Source organism: Lichenicola sp. GTC18331 (genome assembly GCF_055386855.1).
The window spans coordinates 1,551,774-1,569,538 of record NZ_AP045015.1; the positions used below are offsets into that span (position 1 = coordinate 1,551,774).

Genomic DNA, 17,765 nt, shown 5'->3' on the forward strand with positions numbered 1-17,765 from the left:
GCTCAGAACTCCTTGTTGTTGGTATGGGTGACGGGGTCCGTTTCCTCGCGGACGCGATAAACGGAAACGCGCTTCTCGCCGGCTTCGGCGGCACGTCGTTCGATGCGCTCGCGCAGCCGCTTGGCAGCGGAGATGCGGAGCAGGAAGGGTTCGCGCGACACCGCCTCGTCCAGCAGGATCAGCGCATCCGCATCCCAGGCGAGTTCGCGATCCTGGCCCGACCGCGCCGGCGTCGGCGCCACGCGGTCGAGATCGCCCGCCAGCGGGAGCATGTTGAACAGGCCGTCGAACAGGGCGTTGCAGAATTCCTGAACGATGTATGTAGCGCCGGCATATCCCATGAACGGGGTTCCGGTGGCACGACGGATGATGGCGCCCGGGAACGATGCGGCGATCCACGTACCGCGCGTGCGCTCCTCCGCCATGTAGATCCGTTCGTTCACCGAACCGAACATCACCATCGGCGGCGTTTCGCGGATCTTCGTCCGTACGACCCGGTTATCGGTCTTCTCCCCCGCACGGCGCGTGATCGCGAATGCGCACGGCATCCCCATCTCGTCTTCGAGAAACTGACGGAGCCCCCGCCCATAGGTCTCGCCCGCCACCACGGCGAAGGAGGCCGTCGCGAAGAAATCCTGCGTCACCGATCGCCACAAATCCCAGATCGGCTTGATCGTGGTGTCCTTCTCGCGCGCGATGAACGGCTCGGGATCGAGCCCGGTCAGTTCGCCCAGCTTGCGCAGGAACGCGGTGGTGGAGAACAGTCCGATCGGCGCGAAGAGCCAGGGCTTGCCCAGCTCCTCGCACAGCGAACGGCCCCATTCGCGATACAGGCAGATATTGACGTCGGCTTCCGTCAGCTTCGGCACATCGTCGAGATGCGATCCGAGTGGGAAGCACAGATTGACCGAACAGCCGATGCCTTCGACCAGACGACGGATCTCGGCGATGTCGGACGGGCTGTTGAACGCGCCGTAGATCGCGCCGATCAGATTGACGCGCGGCGTCGCGACGGTCTCGCCCTCACTCGCGTTGCGACGCACCACGGTCTTCTTGCGCGCGCCGTATTGCGCGTGCAGCCAGAACAGCGCGCGATCGGCGCACTGCCATTGATCCTCGTCGATGGTGCGCGGAATGAAGCGCTTCAGATTGGCCCCTTCGGGCACGACGCCGCCGCCGATCATCTCGGCGATCGATCCCGTCACCACCACACCCGGGACCCGGCTGTCCCCGGCCTTGTCGGCGCGCGCCATCGCGCCTTCCGTGCCGCTGATCGACAAATGATCCTCGGCCAGTCCGGTGACGGAAACCGGCAATTCGTGTGGCGGCAGCGCATCCGTGTAATGCAGCACCGCGGTCACCGGCAGATTCTCGCACCCCACCGGGCCGTCGATCAGCACGCGCAGCCCCTTCAGCGCCGCGAACGCATACACCGCGCCCCAATAGCCGCCGGCCCGGTCGTGATCGAGCACGAGCATCAGGCGTCCCCTTCGAAAAAGGACAGCATGCGCCCGAACCGTTCCCGACCGCCGGCCTGCGCCCGCACGATCTGCGCCATCGCACCGATCCCGGCCGGCCCGAACAAGGGCCGCGCGGACACCATGTTGGTGAAATAGATCGCCGGAATTCCCTGCTCCTTCGCCGCCTGCACCAGCGGCGTGGTGCCGATGGCGAGATCGGGTTTCACCTCGCGCATCGCCGCCAGATCCTGTTCCAGCGCGGCGCGGAACTGCACATGCGCGCCATGCGCTTCCAGCCAGTCGCGATCGGCCTCGTTCCAGTCCGTGCGCGGACAGGCGGTGCCGACGTAAGGCACATGCGCGCCCATCTCGATCAGAAGGCGCGCGACCAGCAACTCGGAACCTTCGTAGCCGGACACGGTGATTCGGGACTCGATCCTGTTCGCATCCAGCACGGCGCTCAGCGGCTCGAGCGCGCGCGCACGCGCCACATCGGCCTGCGCCGCAGGAACACCGGCCACGCGCGCCACCGCATCCAGCCACGCCGCCGTGCCGTCCAGCCCGACCGGCGCGGAGCCGATCACCGGCCGTCCTGCCGCCGCGAACTCACGCACGGACGCCACATAGAACGGATGGATCGCACAGGCCGCCACGCTGTCGAGGGCGCCGTAGAGATCGCGCCATTCCCGCGCCGGCGTCGGCGGCGCCACCGCCAGACCCATCGGCTCGATCAGGGCGCCGATCGAGATCGGATCGACCGGGAACATCTCGCCGATCAGCGCCAGCGTCCGTACGCCGTCCACAGCCCCCGCGGGGCGCTGAACCGGTCCGGCCTCGGCCTCGCCACGGGCCACACGCAGCATCGCCGCAGCGAGAACGTCCTTGGCTTCGGCATGGGTCGGCACGCCGAAACCGGGAACGTCGATGCCGATGATCCGCACGCCGTTATGCGTGCGCGGCAGGAGATCCAGCGGAACGCCCGAAGCGGTCGGAACGCAGAGATTGATGACCACGACGGCATCGACCGCATCCGGATCGGCCAAACCGAACACGGCGTCGCGGATGTCCTCGAACACCTGGCCACGCACCAGCGTTTCCGAGTTGAACGGCACGTAGCCGACCGAGCGGCGCGCACCGTAGAAACGCGACGTGAAGCTCAGACCGTAGACGCAGCAGGCCGAGCCGCACAGCACCGTCGCCACGCGACGCATGCGCAGGCCGACGCGCAAGGAGCCGAAGGCCGGGCACATGGATTGCGGCTGGTCGTGCGGCCCACGCGGATAATCGCGCATCAGCGCATCCATCGCCTCGCTCTTGCCGGCGCGCGCGGCGGCGTCGAGCATGGTCTCGCGTCCGCCATGGCAACCGGACGCGCTTTCCAGCGTCCGGACCGCCTGCTCGTCGAGATGGGCGATCCCGTCCATCTCAGGCGGGCTCGTAGAGGATTTCGAGAGACGGTCTGTCCGCCGTCCCGTTCGGGCACATATCCTCCATGGTCGCCGGCACCAGCACGACGTCGCGGCCCACGGCCTCGCCCTTGAACAGATCGAGCAGCCCGTCCTGGCTCAGCGGCGTCGGCCGCAGCGGCGGTGCGCTCCCGACTTCCGCCGCCAGCGCCTCGAACAACGGCGACCAGCGACCGCCGGGACGGCCGACGATCTCGTAATTGGCGCTCTTGCGGCGGATGTCGTCATCGGCGGGAATCGCGGCCAGAACCGGGATGCCGACCGCATCGGCGAAAGCCTGCGCCTCGCCCGTCCCGTCATCCTTGTTGATGACCAGCCCGGCCACGCCGACATTGCCGCCCAGCCTGCGGAAATAGTCCACCGCAGAACACACGTTGTTGGCGACGTAGAGCGATTGCAGGTCATTGGAACCGACCACGATCACCTTCTGGCACATGTCGCGCGCGATCGGCAGACCGAAACCGCCGCACACCACGTCGCCCAGGAAATCGAGCAGCACGTAGTCGAAACCCCAGTCGTGAAAACCGAGTTTCTCCAGCAGCTCGAAACCGTGGATGATGCCCCGCCCGCCGCAACCGCGGCCCACTTCCGGGCCGCCCAGCTCCATCGCGAACACGCCGTCGCGCTTGAAGCACACGTCGCCGATCTGCACCTTTTCGCCCGCCGCCTGTTTCCGGGCGGAGGTTTCGATGATGGTCGGGCACGCCCGGCCGCCGAACAGGAGCGAGGTGGTGTCGCTCTTCGGATCGCAGCCGATCAGCAGAACGCGCTTTCCGGACTGTGCCATGGAATAGCTGAGATTGGCGAGCGTGAAGCTCTTGCCGATCCCGCCTTTGCCGTAGATGGCGATGATCTGGGTTTCCGGCTTTTCGCTCATGCGTACGCACTCCAATCCAGGACCATCTTGATGCAGGCCGCATCGAAGAAGGCCGTGCGATAGGCGCGATCGGCGTTCGATGCCGGTTGCGCGTGGCTGACCAGGTCGGCGAGCGACAGCGTTCCGTCGCCCACCATCCGTCGCACCGTGTCGAGATCCGCCTTCTGCCACTCCGCGGCGATCCGCAGCGTGATCTCGCGCATGAAGGCGGGTGCGAACGCGAAGCCGACCCGGTCGGGATAGAACCCTGCCAGAACCACGGTGCCGCCGCGCGCCGCGCGCCCGATCAGCGTATCCAGAAGAGCGGAATCGCCACTGGCATCGACGATGGCGCGATAATCGCGGCACGAATCACGAGCGGGATCGCAGACGGTGTAGCCCACCGCACCGCCCAGCCGCGCCGGGTCGCGCTCCCACACCACCGGGGCACCGCCGGCCGCCAACACCAGACGCGCCAGCAGCCGTCCCAGCACGCCATGACCGACGATCAGTTCGGGCAGAACCGGCGCTGCGGACAGGGCATGCTGCGCCGTCGCGGCCAAGGCCAGGAGCACGAAGCTCCGATCCGGAACCTCTCCGTTCGCCGGTCCCAGCGGCAGAGCACGCGACGCCGGTACCACCAGACGCGACGCCGACGCCCCGAACAGACCGCGCACGGCACCGAAACATTGCGCACCGGGCACGAAAACCGGCGTTCCCACGGCGATTCCGGATTCGGCGCCGGCTTCGATCACACGTCCGACCGCCTCGTAGCCCGGCACAAGCGGATAACCCATGCCGGGAAAAGGCGGCATCTGGCCGGAAAACAGCAGACGCTCCGTGCCGGTGCTGATTCCCGACCAGTCCACGGCGACAACGAGATCGTCCGAACCGGGCGCATCGAGCGGGAGGGTTTCCAGAACGAGATGTTCCGGCTGACGGAGAAGCACGGCGTTGGTCTGCATCATGCACCTCGTTTCAAGCCGATCTCGAAACTGTCAGGCTTACCTTACACGTTACGTTGTAAATGGGAATGGACAAAAACTCATTTCGCGACACGCGCGGTCATCACCTGCGCCAGCATCGGCATACGGGTCGCCCGGAGACGCACCGTGTCGAACCCGCTTTGTCGCAGCATCGCGCCGATCCGCGCGGCATTGCGCGGCCGACCGCGCCCCATCGACAGCAGATACCAGCCGAAATACGCGTCCCCCACCGGCGCCGCGCCCGCCGTGTCCGACATCGGTTCGGCCAGCAGCAAAATCCCGCCGGGCGGCAGGATCGCGCGGATGCGTCGCAGCAGGCGCAGCGCGTTCTCGTCGTCATGGTCGTGCAGGACGCGCACCAGCGACACCAGATCGGCGCCGTCCGGCAACGGATCGTGCAGGAAATCGCCGCCGATGACCCTGCACCGCCCGGCGAGGCCGGTCTCGCGCACCACCCGTTCCGCTTCCGCCGCCACGCCGGGCCGGTCGAACACGATTGCCCGCAGATCCGGCGCCTTCCGCAATGCGGCGCACGCGAAACCACCTGATCCGCCGCCGACGTCGAGCAGCAGACGGTGACGACGAACCGGATGGGCGGCCAGGATCTCCGCCGCGATCATCGGCTGCGAACGCCGCATCAGGGTGGAATAAGCCGCGACGCGCTCTTCCGGTGCGTCCGCGGCATAATCCCAGAACGGCGCCAGCGATCCCGCGCCGCGACGCAGCAGCGCCACCGGATCGGCCAGATCGGCATAAAGCACGGCGTGATGCGCGATCATCGCATCCAGCCCGTCATTGTCGATCAGCGCGGCACCCAGCGGGCCCAGCGCGAACCGTTCTCCCGAACGGCGCAGCAGGCGCAACGACACCCCGGCGCGCAGCAGCCGTTCCATCCGCTCCGGCGGCAGATCGCGGTCTCGCGCCAGCTCGTCCGCCTGTTTCGGACCGGACAGGAGTGCCTGCGGAATCCCGAGCTGCACCAGGGCAAGAAGCGTCTGGGTGTAGACGAAGCCGGCGCACAGATCGAACACGGCGCGGGCACGACGGCGCGCGACCAAACGCAGCAGCGGCATCGCCGCCGCGAAGGCGCGGAACCGGCCGCTCGCCTGCAGACGTTCCAGCACGGATCAGCTGTCGAACTGCGCCGGCGGCGTCAGGCTCGGCCGTCCCGAATGCAAGGCCGCCCAGGCGGCGGCGCACAGGACGCCCCAACGGTCGATACGCGGCGCGGCAACGCGGCGCCGACGGCGGAACGAGCGCGTGCGCACCGTTGCAACGCGGCCGCGATGATTGCCGCGTGGTTGCTGGCGCAGCGTGCGGCAGGCCGCCCTCATGCCGCGCACGACAGATCGGCGGGCAGCAGGCGTCTGACTTCGGCGGAAACCAGCGACACCAACCGGTCCCGGTTTCGGCATGGCGGCACGGCGTCGACGGCTTCGCCCACCAGCGTTTCCAGACGCAGACGCGCCCCGTCCACACCGAGCAGGGTCGCTGCGTTGGGCCGGCCGAGGGTTCCGTCTCGCCCGACCGGTTTACCGATCGCCGCCGGATCGGACAGAAGATCGGCCAGATCGTCGGCCACCTGATAGGCCAGACCGAGCTGTTCGCCAACCGCGCGCCAGGGCTCGGGCGCTTCACCCGCACTGGCAGCCCCGCCCATGGTCGCGGCGGCGAACAAGGCGCCGGTCTTGGCGCGTGCATAGGCGACGGGGTCGACGCGCGGTTCGCATTCCCACCCCTGCCCACCGGCAATGCCATGCGGCATGCCCGAACATGCAGCCAGGACGGAAACGAGTTTCGGCAGCAGCAGAGGCGCCTCGTGGCAGAAACGCGCCAGGGTCTCGAAGCCCTGCACGATCAGCGCATCGCCGGCGAGAACCGCCAAAGGCGCACCGAACTGCGCGTGCACGGAGGGACGGCCGCGACGCAGCGCACTGTCGTCGAAACACGGCAGGTCATCGTGCACGAGAGACGCGCAATGCACGAGTTCGATCGCCGCGGCGGTGGCGCCGGACAGGACCGGATGCGGCATGCCGCAGGCCTCGGCCACGGCCAGGCACAGCCTGGGACGGATGCGCGCCCCTCCCGGAAATACGGCATGATGGAGCGCCGCGGCGAGGCCGGGCGGTGCGCCAGGTCCCGTCGCCGTCTCCATGGCCTGCAGCAGGATCTGGTTGATGTGGGCAGATTCGTCGCTAATCGCTGCCTCCCGAGGATCACCGGCGTCCTCATATGGACTGTCAGGATAGCCTGTCTCTTATTAGTGTCACGAGAGATGGACACTCACAACAGAATGCTGACACATCGTGTCACGGTGATCGGCGCCGGCATGGGCGGGCTCTGCGCAGCGCTGGTGCTGGCGCAGAACGGTGCTGCGGTGACGGTGCTGGACCGCGCGACTTCGGTGGGCGGCAAGCTGCGGCAGATCGATGGAATCGATGCGGGCCCGACGGTGCTCACCATGCGTCCGGTGCTGGACGCCGTGTTCGACGCGGCCGGCGAAACGCTGGAATCGCATCTTCAGCTGCAACCGGCGGAGATCCTTGCGCGGCACGCCTGGAACGATCGCGACCGGCTCGATCTGTTCGCCGACCTGCAACGCTCCGCGGACGCAATCGGCGTTTTGTGCGGTGCAGAAGAGTCCGGTGCCTTCCTGCGTTATTCGGAACGCGCGCGCGAGATCCACGACACGCTGGATCGTCCGTTCATGCAGCGGCCGAAGCCCGGTCTCTTGCGCTTGCTGCGCGACGTGCCGCCAGGACAGCTCGCCGGAATCGACCCGTTCCGCACGCTCTGGCGCGAGACCGCCCGGTATTTCCGCGATCCGCGTTTGCGGCAATTGTTCGGCCGTTATTCCACCTATTGCGGATCGTCGCCGTTCCGGGCGCCGGCGACGTTGATGCTGGTGTCGCATGTCGAACGCAGCGGCGTCTGGCTGTGCGAGGGCGGCATGGCGCGGATCGCCACCGTGCTGCGCGCGCTATGTGAACGACGCGGCGTGGTGTTCAGGCTGGGCAGCGGCGTGCGGGAGATCGGCGTCACGAACGGGCGTTGCAACACCGTGGTGCTGGACGATGGCGAGCAGATCGCATCCGACTCGGTTCTGTTCAACGCCGACATCTCCGCTTTGTCCTGCGGCATGTTCGGCGATGCCGCCCGTCGCGCGGTGCCGAGGACGCGACCGGACCGACGTTCCTTTTCCGCCATGACGATCGCGCTGCGCGCCGAGATCTCCGGCTTTCCCCTCACCCGGCATGGTGTGTTCTTTTCCCGCGACTATCCGGCGGAGTTCGCCGCCCTTGCCGCCGGACGCCTGCCGGACGCGCCGACCGTCTATGTCTGCGCCCAGGATCGCGACGACCGGGGCGCGTTGCTGCATCCCGTGCCGGACGGCGAACGACTGCTTCTGGTCATGAACGCCCCGGCGAACGGCGACGCGCCCGGTTCCGCGCATGGACGCGACACGCCGGAGTTGCGACGATACGAACGAGCGTCTTTCAAGGAACTGCGCCGATGCGGGATGGAGATTCGTCAAGCGGCGCCGGGATGGATCACCGGTCCGGCGCAGTTCGCGCGCCTGTTTCCCGGGACGGGGGGCGGCCTCTACGGTCAGGCGACGCACGGGCCGCTGGCCTCGTTCCGGCGCCCGGGCAGCAGGAGCCGGCTGCCGGGGCTCTATCTGGCCGGAGGCAGCGCGCATCCGGGGCCGGGGCTGAGCATGGCGGCGCTGTCCGGTCTGATGGCGGCGGAGGCGATGCTGGCGGATTGCGTTTCGACCAGCCTGTCGCGCCCGGCGGCTATCGCTGGTGGTATGTCGACGCGCTGAGCGACGATGGCTGTTCCGGCATCACGGTCATCGCCTTTCTGGGCAGCGTGTTTTCCCCGTTCTATGCCTGGGCGCGACGCAGGGGTGCGGCCGATCCGCTCGCCCACAGCGCGCTGCATGTGGCGCTGTATCGCACCGGCGGGGCGCGTGCGCCGCGACGCTGGTGCATGACCGAACGCGGCGCAGATGCGGTCGAGCGCGACGCCGCCACCCTGCGGATCGGCCCGAGCGCGCTCCAATGGCGCGGCGATGCGCTCGCCATCCGCATCGACGAGCGCACCATGCCCTGGGGTGAGCGCGTGCGCGGCACGGTGATCGTGCGTCCGCAGGCCTTCACCGGTTTCGAGGCGGTCCTGTCCGAGACCGGCGATCATCGCTGGACGCCGCTCTCGCCGCGGGCGCGCGTCGAGGTCGATCTTTCCGCCCCCGACGCACGCTGGAGCGGCGACGGTTATCTCGACGGCAATCACGGCGCGGGCGCGATCGAGGAGGCGTTCCGCTCCTGGCACTGGTGCCGCGCGCCACGCGGAGACGGCGCCGTGATCCTCTACGATGCCAAGCGGCGCACGGACGGCTGGACCGGGCTCGCCTTGCGGATCGGCCGCGACGGCGGCGTATCGGCGATCGAGCCGCCGCCCCCGGTCACGCTGGCTCGGTCCCGCTGGGGTGTGTCCCGGCAAACGCGCTCGGAGGATGGCTGGGCCCGCGCTGGTCGCAGTTTCGTCGATGCGCCGTTCTACACCCGCGCGCTGATCGACGCGCGGCTCGGCGGCGAGCGCGGCGCCTGCGTGCATGAGAGCCTGGATTGCGACCGGTTCCGCGCCCTGCCCGTGCAGGCGATGCTGCCGTTCCGGGTTGCGAAGCGCCTCGGCTGAGCCGCGCGCTGCACTGCACGATGCGCGCGTGACCGACAGGGCGCATGTTTCGCCGAAACGACGGCCGGAGAGGCGCATGCAGGCGGACTTCATCGTGGTGGGAGCCGGCGCGGGCGGATGCGCGGTCGCGGCCCGGCTGGCGGAGGCCAGACCCGACCGGACCGTGATGCTGGTGGAAACCGGTCCTGCCGAACCGTCGCCGTTGTGCCGGATCCCGCTCGGCATCGCCGGACTGGTCGGGCTGAAGGGCCGGCACAACTACGCCTTCAACACCGTGCCGCAGCCCGGCCTCGGCGGACGCAAGGGCTACCAGCCGCGCGGACGCGGCATCGGCGGCTCGACGCTGATCAACGCCATGATCTCCATTCGCGGCCAGCGCCAGGACTACGACGGCTGGAAGGATTCCGGCTGCGACGGCTGGGGCTGGGACGACGTTCTGCCCTTTTTCCGCAAACTCGAAGACCATGTCGGCGGCGAGACCGAATGGCATGGCGCCGGCGGTCCGCTGCGGGTCGAGGAACTGCGCGAGCGCAACCCGGTGACGGAACGGTTCATCCGGGCCGGACTCGAGGCCGGATTTGCCATCAACGACGATTTCAACGGCGAGAGCCAGGAGGGCGTCGGCCGTTTCCAGGTGTTCCATGATCGCGGCCGCAGGCGCGATGCCGGCACCGCCTATCTCGCCAACGCGCGGACGCGGCTGCCCAATCTGCGCATCCTGTCCGGGGCGCTCGTCTCGCGCATCCGGTTCCGGGACGGGAGGGCGATCGGGATTACATTACACCGTGATATGAAATCGGAGACGATCGAGGCCGGATGCGAGATCATTCTCGCCGCGGGCGCGTTCGGCACCCCCCAGCTTCTGCTCGCCTCCGGCATCGGCGACGCCGACGCCCTGCGCGGCCTGGGCATCCCGGTGGTGGTTGACCGGCCGGAGGTTGGACGCAACCTCCAGGACCATCTCGACTACACGATCAACATGCGCTGCCCGGCCGAAGGGCTGTTCGGCATCGACCTCCGCACGGCACGGCGTCTGCCGGGGGCGTATCTGCGCTGGAGGCGGCACGGTCGCGGCATGCTGACCAGCAACGTCGCCGAAGCAGGCGGCTTCCTGCGCACGTCGGACGCGGTGGAGCGGCCGGATGTGCAGCTGCATTTCTGCATCGGACTGGTGGACGACCATAATCGCCGGCCGCGCTTGGGGCCGGGCTATTCGGTGCATGTCTGCGCGCTGCGTCCCTGGAGTCGCGGCGCGGTGCGGATCGCGAGCAGCGACATGCGCGCGGCGCCGGTGATCGATCCAGGTTTTCTCTCCGATGAGCGCGACCTGGAAACGCTGGTGGCGGGAACGCGCCTGGCGGAACGAATCCTCGACGCGCCGGCCATGGCATCGCTGGGCGGCCGGCCGGCCTATGGGGAGAAGAACCAGGACCACGACGCGCTGCGCGCTTTGATCCGGCAGCGGGCCGACACGATCTATCATCCGGTCGGCACCTGCCGCATGGGCTCGGACGACGGCGCCGTGGTCGATCCGCGCCTGCGGGTGCGCGGCGTGCGGGGTCTGCGCGTCGCGGATGCGTCGGTCATGCCGAGCCTGATCAGCGGAAACACGCAGACGCCGACGGTGATGATCGGCGAGAAGGCGGCGGCGATGATCCTGGAAGGGTAAAGACGGAAAGGGTCTTCTTTTTCTGAGGAAAAGAAGGAAAGAACGCCTTTTCGTTTCGCCTTTACGCCAACAGGGCGATCCGGCCATCGGCGGGCGGATCGGCGATCACGCCTTCGCGCGTGGCGGCGACGGCGCCGAACGCGGCCAGAACCGCGTCCAGCGCGTCGGGGTGTTCGAGCATCAGGCTGCGATGTCCGTTCTCGATATGGAGGAAGGGTTCGAGCCCGGCGAGGATGTCGGCGCGTGTCGCGGTCTGATGGTCGAGACCGTAGCGGCTGGATGGGAGGTTCCAGTGCCGGAGCTGAGCGGTCGGGAAGGCTTCCGCCAGCATGCCGGGGCCGCTTCGCCAGGGCCAGATCGGACGATCCGCGCGGGCCAGTGCCAGGAGGCAGGCGACCGTGAAGGGGGCGCCACCGCGCGGACCGTTCCAGAGCGTCGAGCGGACGTTCACGCCGCGACCGCGTTCGGTGTCGCGATAATGCTTGATGCCGCGTGGCGCGTCGCGCAGCGTCGTGTCCGGACCGCTCGCTCGCAGGAGATCGAGCAGGGCGCCGCCGCGCGGGAACGGTCTGCCGGTCTCGATCGGCAGCGCGGCGACGTCGCGGAGCAGCGCCGCATGGCCGCCGGAGGGAAGAAACGCGGCCGGCACGGAGAACGGCGCGTCGATGGAAGCCGCGGCGAAATCGCCCGCGCGCAGCATGGCGCAGAACCGGTCGAACGGCGTGCCGGAACCGGGCAGCGCCTGCACCGGCACCAGATCATGCAGTTGGAAGCGGCCGGTTTCCGGTTCGGAGACGGTGGAGATCCAGACCGTGGGACGGCGACAGCCGGCCGACCATTGCCCGGCGCTGCCGGAAAAGTCGATGCCGAGGAAACGCATCAGCGCGTTCCGGCGAGACGGAAGCGCAGGTCGAGAACATGGGCGAGACCGGCGAGAGCGAGGAAAACGGCGATCCGAGTGGCCGGACGGCGTTGGGCTTCGGCGCGCAGGGCGAGGCAGAGAAACGCGCCTGCGCCGGTCGTGGCTGCGATGTCCGGGAGGGAGGGCGTCGCGTTCGTGCGTGTGCGGCGCAGGGACAGAAAGAGCGCCTCGACGCACAGGACGGCGAGGACGCATTCGGCCAGGCGTCTGGTCATGGGCGCGGCGCCGGCAGAAGATCGGCGATCAGGGCGGCGATACGGTCGGGAGCTTCCTCGTGCGCGAGATGGCCGAGGCCGGGCAATGCGACGAGGCGCGATCCCGGAACGCGCTCGTGTACGGTGCGGGCGGCCTCGGCGGGAATCATGCCGTCTTTGTTTCCGGCCGCCAGAACGAGGGTGCGTCCGAGACGCGGGAGTTCGTCCGGGAGGCTGCGCAGATCCCAGCGCGCCATCATGGCGACGGCGCCCGCGACATGGTCCGGGCGACGGAAAAGGCGCCGGTAGAAACGGAGGCCTTCGTGATCGAGCACCGAGCCGGTATCGCGCAGCAGCGACTCGACACGCGCGTCGCTAGCGGTGCGCGCGACGAGATGCGGCAGCAGCGGCAGGCCTGCGAGCAGGCGTGCGGCGACGGGAAACAAGGTCGCCTGCAGACCGGGCGGCGGCAGCAAGGCGCCGTTCAGCGACAGAAGCGTTCGCGGCGCGACGCTGCGATCGAGGCACAAGCGCGCGCCGATCGCGGCGCCCGCGGAATGGCCGACCACCAGATCGGGAACGATTCCGAGACGGTCGAGCAGCGCGGACACGCCGCGCGCCATGCCGGGCAGGCCCATCAGCGCCGCGCGCGGCGTTCCCGTGAAGCCATGGCCGGGAAGATCGGGGGCCACCACGTCGAAATTCCGTGCCAGCAGCGGCAGCAGGTCGCGCCAGCTATGGGTGGCGGCGCCCGTGCCGTGCAGGAGCAGAACGACCGGGCCGGAACCGGCTCGCTGCACATGCCAGCACAAACCGGCTGCCGAGACGAAGCGGCTCGACGCCCGGTTGGGCCAGTCGCGCCCGTCCGTGGCCCAGTCCGGATGCGGGGCGACACCGATGCGCGGGGCGCCGGCCGGGAGGGAGCGGGGGCCGGCGGAGAGAACCATGGTCATCGGGCGGCGAGGCGCATCGGGGCGCCGGGCCGACCGAGCGAAGCGGCTTCCCGCGCGATTCTTTCCGGGTCGTTGCGTGGCAAAAGCAGCAGGTTCGCGCCGAGAGCTTTCGCCAGGGCAGGCGAAGCGGGGCCGGGGCGCGCGGAGATGTCCACCAGCATGGACGGCAATCCGGCGGCGCGCAGAAGCGTGGCGGCGGCCACGGCGTCGCGCACGGCCCGGTCGCGGTCGGCGCTGCCGTCCCGGGCGACGTTGGCGCGTCCGTCCGTGAACAGAACCAGGCGCGGCGTGCCGCCCTCGCGCCGGATGCGATGCGCGAGGGCGAGCGCGGTTTCGATCCCGGCCGCCAGCGGGGTGCCGCCGCCGCCCGGCAGGGACTCCAGCGCGCGTCTGGCGCGGACCACGGAGCTGGTGGGGGGCAACAGCACGGTCGCGGCACGGTTGCGGCATTCGATCAGCGCGACCTGATCACGATCGGCATAGCATTCGGCAAGAAGGGTCGAGACGCAGCCTTTGGCTTCAGCGAGACGGGCGCGGGCGGCGGAGCCGGAGGCGTCGACCAGGAAGATCGTCACCATGCGAAGGCGCGGCGCAAAGCGGGTGATGTGCAGATCGGCGCGTCGGACCTGGATGCGGGTATCGGCGCGGCCACGGAGGAACTGCCAGGGCAGTGCCGCGCGGAGGGTGGCGAGCACGTCGAGGCGGCCGCGCGACGGATCGCCGGGGCGCGCGCCGATCGGCCGTCCGCGACGGGCCAGGCGCGGACGGATGGTGCGGCCGGCTTCGGTGCGGCCCTCGGCGACGCGGCGGGTACTGCCGGCGGGAGCGCGGAGCCGGTCGAGCAGATCGGGCGGCAGGGCTGCACGCAGGGCTGCGAGCACGGTGCCGGTCATGTCGGTGCCGGCGGCCCGATCGGCGTCGAACTGGTCGGGTGCATGTTCCGGGGACGCACCGGCATCGTCTGCGGTGTCCGGCGCTTGTTGCGGGGTGTCGGCGCTCTGGTCCTCCGCTTCGGCACGCTCCGGCGGGGGGGCGAGAACGGCGCGTGGGGCCAGAACCAGCCGGGCGGCAATGGCGGCGTGATCGGGTGTCACGGTGTCGGCATCGTGCAGGGCGGCGACGATGCGGGCGACGCGCAAAGCGAGCAGAGGCGCGCGGAGGGAGGCGATTCCCGCGGAAAGGGCGGCTGCGCAGAGAGCGCCCGGGAGATCGTCCGGGGTTTCGATGGTCGGCAGGCGATTCCTGGCGCGTTGCAGACGGGCAGCATAGCCGGGCGGAGGCGCGAACGGCTCGGGCGGCGCGAGCGGATCGGCGCTGCGTGCGCAGGGCGCGTCGCAGAAGGTGAAGGCGAGGCGGTCGGCGAGCATGGTGGCCAGGGGCGGATCGTCGGGACCGGTCTCGTCCAGCAGCACCAGGGCGGCGCGGGCGTCGTCGAGCAGGGCAGCCAGATGCGCCAGCGCATGCGGCGGCAGGCGTTCCGGCGCGGACAGGATCAGGACGCCGTCCGCTGCCTCGTCGAGCAGGCCAGGGCGGATGACGCGGCGTTTCGTGGCGAGGCTGGCGGCGAGGTCGAGTCCGCCGAGGAGGCGGTCGTCGTCCAGCGCCGCCGGCGCGCGACGGATCGGCCGGTTCGGCGAAAGCCCTGTGCGAAGCAGCGACAACCAGGAGTCGCGCGCGGCGCCGGGCGGGAGGCGGCAGCGCAAGGCGAGACCGCTGGGTTCGATGGCGACAAGGGCGGCGATCAGCGTTCCGTCCGGCCATGCGGCCGGCGGCGCATCGGGCTCGATCACGGCAGCAATTCGGCGATCGCGCGCTCCACTCGGGCGGCGGAGCCGGTCTCGTCCAGCGGATTGCGGCGCAAACGGTGGCGCAGGACGGTGACGGCGACGGTGCGGAGCGTGTCGAGATCGGCTTCGGTCTTGCCGTCGAAAGCCGCCAGGGCGCGTGCGGCACGGAGCAGCGCGAGTTCGCCGCGCGAGCCATCGGTACCGAGCGCCATGCAGAGCGCGGCTGCGGCTTCCACGACGGCGTCCGGCACGACGACGTCGAACAGGCGGACGCGTGCGTCGCGCAGGCGCTCGCGGAGTTGCGCGGCGTCGGGCTCCCAGTCGCGCGCGAAGCCGAGCGGATCGCGATCGAAGCGGTCGCGACGGCGCACCACTTCGACGCGCTCGGCCAGCGTGGCCGGTGTGGACACGTCCACCGCCAGACCGAACCGATCGAGAAGTTGCGGGCGCAGCTCGCCTTCTTCCGGATTGGCGCTGCCGACCAGAACGAAGCGTGCGGGGTGACGGATGCTGAGTCCGTCGCGCTCGACGAGGTTCTCGCCAGAGGCCGCGACGTCGAGCAGGAGATCGACCAGATGATCCTCGAGCAGGTTCACCTCGTCGATGTAGAGGAAGCCGCGATGCGCCCGGGCCAACAGGCCCGGTTCGAAGGCGCGCACGCCGGAAGACAGCGCCCGCTCCAGATCGAGCGCGCCGGCGACGCGATCTTCTGTGGCGCCCAAGGGAAGATCGACGATCGGCACGGGAATGGCGATCGGCGCACCGTCATGGGTGCAGCCTTCGACGCAGAGCGGACCGTCGGCCGGATCGCAGTTGAAACGGCAACCTTCCGGCACGGCCATCGGCGGCAGGAGATCGGCCAGGGCGCGCACGGCGGTGGATTTGCCGGTGCCGCGATCGCCGAACACGAGAACGCCGCCGATGGACGGATCGATCGCCGCGAGCAGCAGCGCGCGTTTCATGTCTTCCTGCGCCACAATGGCGGCAAACGGAAACGCGGTTCGACGGCGTGCGCGCACGCGATGCGCCAGGCCGTCCATCATACCGGCGCCGGAAGACGCGTGTCCTGCGCGCAGTCGGCAAAGGCCGCGGCCAGGGCGGCATCGTCGAGATCGGCGCCGATGGCGATCACGCGCGGCACTTCGGTCTCGTCGGCGGCGAAGGCTTCCATCGACGGCACGCCGCCGGCCAGATCGAATCGCATCCAGCCGATGCGCGTGCGGGCGATGCCCTTGAGACGTTCCACCCGCCCGAACGCGCCTTCGGCGGCGCGTGCGAGAACCGCGCGCACGCGCTCGGGATCGCAGGGGATGTCGAGCGACACGACGCAGGACTGGAAGGCGGGCGCACCATCGTGGTAGTGATGATGATCGTGGTGGTGCGCGTGTTCTGCCGCTTCGGCGGCGCGCGCCGCCGCACGCGGCAGCGCATGGCCGGGCAGAAGGATGCCGTATCGGGCCGGAACGATGGATGCGGCGGGATTGAGCCCGCGCAGGGTGGTTTCCACCATCGCGCGCTCAGCGTCGGACACCAGATCCGCCTTGTTGACCACGAGAACATCGGCGACGCGCGCCTGCGCCTCGAAGAAGGCGCGTCTGCGGGCGAAGTCGCGGAGAAACGCGCCCGCATCGATCACGGACAGAACGCGCAGGGTGCTGATCTGGCGTTTCAACGCCGGCTGACCGAGAACGCCCATCAGCGCCGCGACATCAGCGACGCCGCTCGGCTCGATCAGCACGCGTTCCGGCTTCCATGTCTGCACGAGAGCGGTGATCTGCGTGGCGAGATCGGATTTGAGCGAGCAGCAGATGCAGCCGTTCGGCAGTTCCACCACGTCGGCGCCGCGTTCGCGCAGAAGCGAACCGTCCACGCCCACGGCGGCGAAGTCGTTGACCAGGACAACGGTGCGGCGCTCGGAATGGCCAAACAGGACGTTGCGGAGAAAGGTGGTCTTGCCGGCGCCGAGGAAGCCCGCGACCACCTCGACCTCGAACGGCTTGATCGTGCCGCGCGAACGCAGGCTCCAGCCCCAAAGCGATGCGGCCGGAAGCGGCAGCACCAGCAACCAATGCTCCAGGATCGCCAGAACCATCATCGCCGACAGGAAATCGTATCCGGCGCGCGAGAACGAATCGGTGCTGTGGATCGCCAGCGACACCAGATGCGCGGCGATCACCGTGGAAACCGTGACCGAAACCGGAAACAGCAGGTTCATCGGCTTCTTGCGCAGGAAGGAACGCAGGAATTGCAGATGTTCCGGCAGGAATTCCTCGTTCAGGTTGCGCACGCCCAGGAACACGTTGAGCTTGGCGCTCTGATGCATCCACCACAGCACCATGAAGGTCCATGTGCCGACCTGGTTCTGTCCGTGACGGGTGAGCAGCACCACGGCGATGCCGGCGGCGATGATCGCCAGCTCGTGCCACAGGCTGGTCTGGATCGCGTGGCCGAAATGGCGCCAGCCGGAGCAGCCTTCCGGGCAGGGATCTTTGCGCGGGCCGGTGACGTAGCCCATGTAGAACGAGATCTCCTGCCAGCCCCAGGCGAGCAGGCCGCAGGTGAAGGCGATATAGGCGCCGCGCACGGACAGATCGGTGCTGGATGCGTGCAGGCCCCAGAACGAGGTCGCCAGCAACACCGTCGCGCCGATCATGCTCCATTTGAAGGTCCGTCTGGGCAGACCGTCGAGAAACATGATGATGCCGGTGCTGAACCACCACACGAACAGGGCGAACAGAACGGGCCAGAGATGCGTGGTCATGCTCTCCGTT

General features: G+C 69.2%; 16 protein-coding genes. 3 read left to right on the forward strand and 13 right to left on the reverse strand.

Features of this window, described 5'->3' with window-relative positions; all coding sequences use genetic code 11:
• Positions 1–2: 2 nt before the first annotated feature.
• The 7 genes from bchZ to ACZ5BM_RS07230 form a co-directional block, all read right to left on the reverse strand.
• A complete protein-coding gene (gene bchZ / locus ACZ5BM_RS07200) occupies positions 3–1,478 on the reverse strand; it encodes a chlorophyllide a reductase subunit Z (protein WP_498911005.1) in 1,476 nt (491 codons plus the stop codon).
• Complete coding sequence (gene bchY, locus ACZ5BM_RS07205) at positions 1,478–2,884, reverse strand: chlorophyllide a reductase subunit Y (RefSeq protein WP_498911007.1); 1,407 nt, start codon at positions 2,882–2,884, stop codon at positions 1,478–1,480. Before bchY ends, bchZ begins: the two co-directional genes overlap by 1 nt.
• A gap of 1 nt (position 2,885) precedes the next feature.
• Positions 2,886–3,803: a P-loop NTPase family protein gene (locus ACZ5BM_RS07210; RefSeq protein ID WP_498911009.1), complete on the reverse strand. Its 918-nt coding sequence runs from the start codon at positions 3,801–3,803 to the stop codon at positions 2,886–2,888.
• The gene (bchC, locus tag ACZ5BM_RS07215; RefSeq protein ID WP_498911011.1) at positions 3,800–4,750 is read right to left on the reverse strand and encodes a chlorophyll synthesis pathway protein BchC; all 951 of its coding nucleotides are present in this window, start codon (positions 4,748–4,750) and stop codon (positions 3,800–3,802) included. Before bchC ends, ACZ5BM_RS07210 begins: the two co-directional genes overlap by 4 nt.
• A gap of 77 nt (positions 4,751–4,827) precedes the next feature.
• Positions 4,828–5,892, reverse strand: a complete 1,065-nt coding sequence (locus ACZ5BM_RS07220; protein ID WP_498911013.1) for a class I SAM-dependent methyltransferase — start codon at positions 5,890–5,892, stop codon at positions 4,828–4,830.
• A gap of 3 nt (positions 5,893–5,895) precedes the next feature.
• A complete protein-coding gene (locus ACZ5BM_RS07225; RefSeq protein WP_498911015.1) occupies positions 5,896–6,111 on the reverse strand; it encodes a hypothetical protein in 216 nt (71 codons plus the stop codon).
• Positions 6,099–6,923 (reverse strand): polyprenyl synthetase family protein, encoded by an 825-nt coding sequence (locus tag ACZ5BM_RS07230; RefSeq protein WP_498911017.1) that lies wholly within the window; start codon positions 6,921–6,923, stop codon positions 6,099–6,101. The genes ACZ5BM_RS07225 and ACZ5BM_RS07230 overlap by 13 nt, the downstream gene beginning before the upstream one ends.
• Before the next feature lie 138 nt (positions 6,924–7,061).
• Here ACZ5BM_RS07230 and crtD point away from each other — a divergent pair, with 138 nt between their 5' ends.
• The 3 genes from crtD to ACZ5BM_RS07245 all read left to right on the forward strand — a co-directional run bounded on the left by crtD (position 7,062) and on the right by ACZ5BM_RS07245 (position 11,138).
• Positions 7,062–8,594, forward strand: coding sequence for a phytoene desaturase family protein (crtD, locus tag ACZ5BM_RS07235; RefSeq protein WP_498911019.1), 1,533 nt, complete (start codon positions 7,062–7,064; stop codon positions 8,592–8,594).
• Positions 8,534–9,469, forward strand: coding sequence for a carotenoid 1,2-hydratase family protein (locus ACZ5BM_RS07240; protein WP_498911021.1), 936 nt, complete (start codon positions 8,534–8,536; stop codon positions 9,467–9,469). Before crtD ends, ACZ5BM_RS07240 begins: the two co-directional genes overlap by 61 nt.
• Before the next feature lie 76 nt (positions 9,470–9,545).
• Positions 9,546–11,138: a GMC family oxidoreductase gene (locus ACZ5BM_RS07245; RefSeq protein WP_498911023.1), complete on the forward strand. Its 1,593-nt coding sequence runs from the start codon at positions 9,546–9,548 to the stop codon at positions 11,136–11,138.
• 61 nt (positions 11,139–11,199) lie between these two features.
• Here ACZ5BM_RS07245 and ACZ5BM_RS07250 read toward each other — a convergent pair whose 3' ends face one another.
• Genes ACZ5BM_RS07250 through puhE form a run of 6 tightly spaced genes read right to left on the reverse strand, consistent with a single transcriptional unit; the run spans position 11,200 to position 17,755 of the window.
• Entirely contained in the window at positions 11,200–12,018 is an 819-nt protein-coding gene (locus ACZ5BM_RS07250; RefSeq protein ID WP_498911024.1) for a DUF429 domain-containing protein, read from the reverse strand.
• Positions 12,018–12,275, reverse strand: coding sequence for a hypothetical protein (locus ACZ5BM_RS07255; protein ID WP_498911026.1), 258 nt, complete (start codon positions 12,273–12,275; stop codon positions 12,018–12,020). The genes ACZ5BM_RS07250 and ACZ5BM_RS07255 overlap by 1 nt, the downstream gene beginning before the upstream one ends.
• Positions 12,272–13,201, reverse strand: coding sequence for an alpha/beta fold hydrolase BchO (gene bchO, locus ACZ5BM_RS07260; RefSeq protein ID WP_498911028.1), 930 nt, complete (start codon positions 13,199–13,201; stop codon positions 12,272–12,274). Before bchO ends, ACZ5BM_RS07255 begins: the two co-directional genes overlap by 4 nt.
• Positions 13,202–13,203: 2 nt before the next feature.
• Positions 13,204–14,997 (reverse strand): VWA domain-containing protein, encoded by a 1,794-nt coding sequence (locus ACZ5BM_RS07265; RefSeq protein ID WP_498911030.1) that lies wholly within the window; start codon positions 14,995–14,997, stop codon positions 13,204–13,206.
• Positions 14,994–16,037 (reverse strand): magnesium chelatase ATPase subunit I, encoded by a 1,044-nt coding sequence (gene bchI / locus ACZ5BM_RS07270; protein WP_498911032.1) that lies wholly within the window; start codon positions 16,035–16,037, stop codon positions 14,994–14,996. The genes ACZ5BM_RS07265 and bchI overlap by 4 nt, the downstream gene beginning before the upstream one ends.
• Positions 16,034–17,755: a putative photosynthetic complex assembly protein PuhE gene (gene puhE / locus ACZ5BM_RS07275; RefSeq protein ID WP_498911035.1), complete on the reverse strand. Its 1,722-nt coding sequence runs from the start codon at positions 17,753–17,755 to the stop codon at positions 16,034–16,036. Before puhE ends, bchI begins: the two co-directional genes overlap by 4 nt.
• Positions 17,756–17,765: the final 10 nt, after the last annotated feature.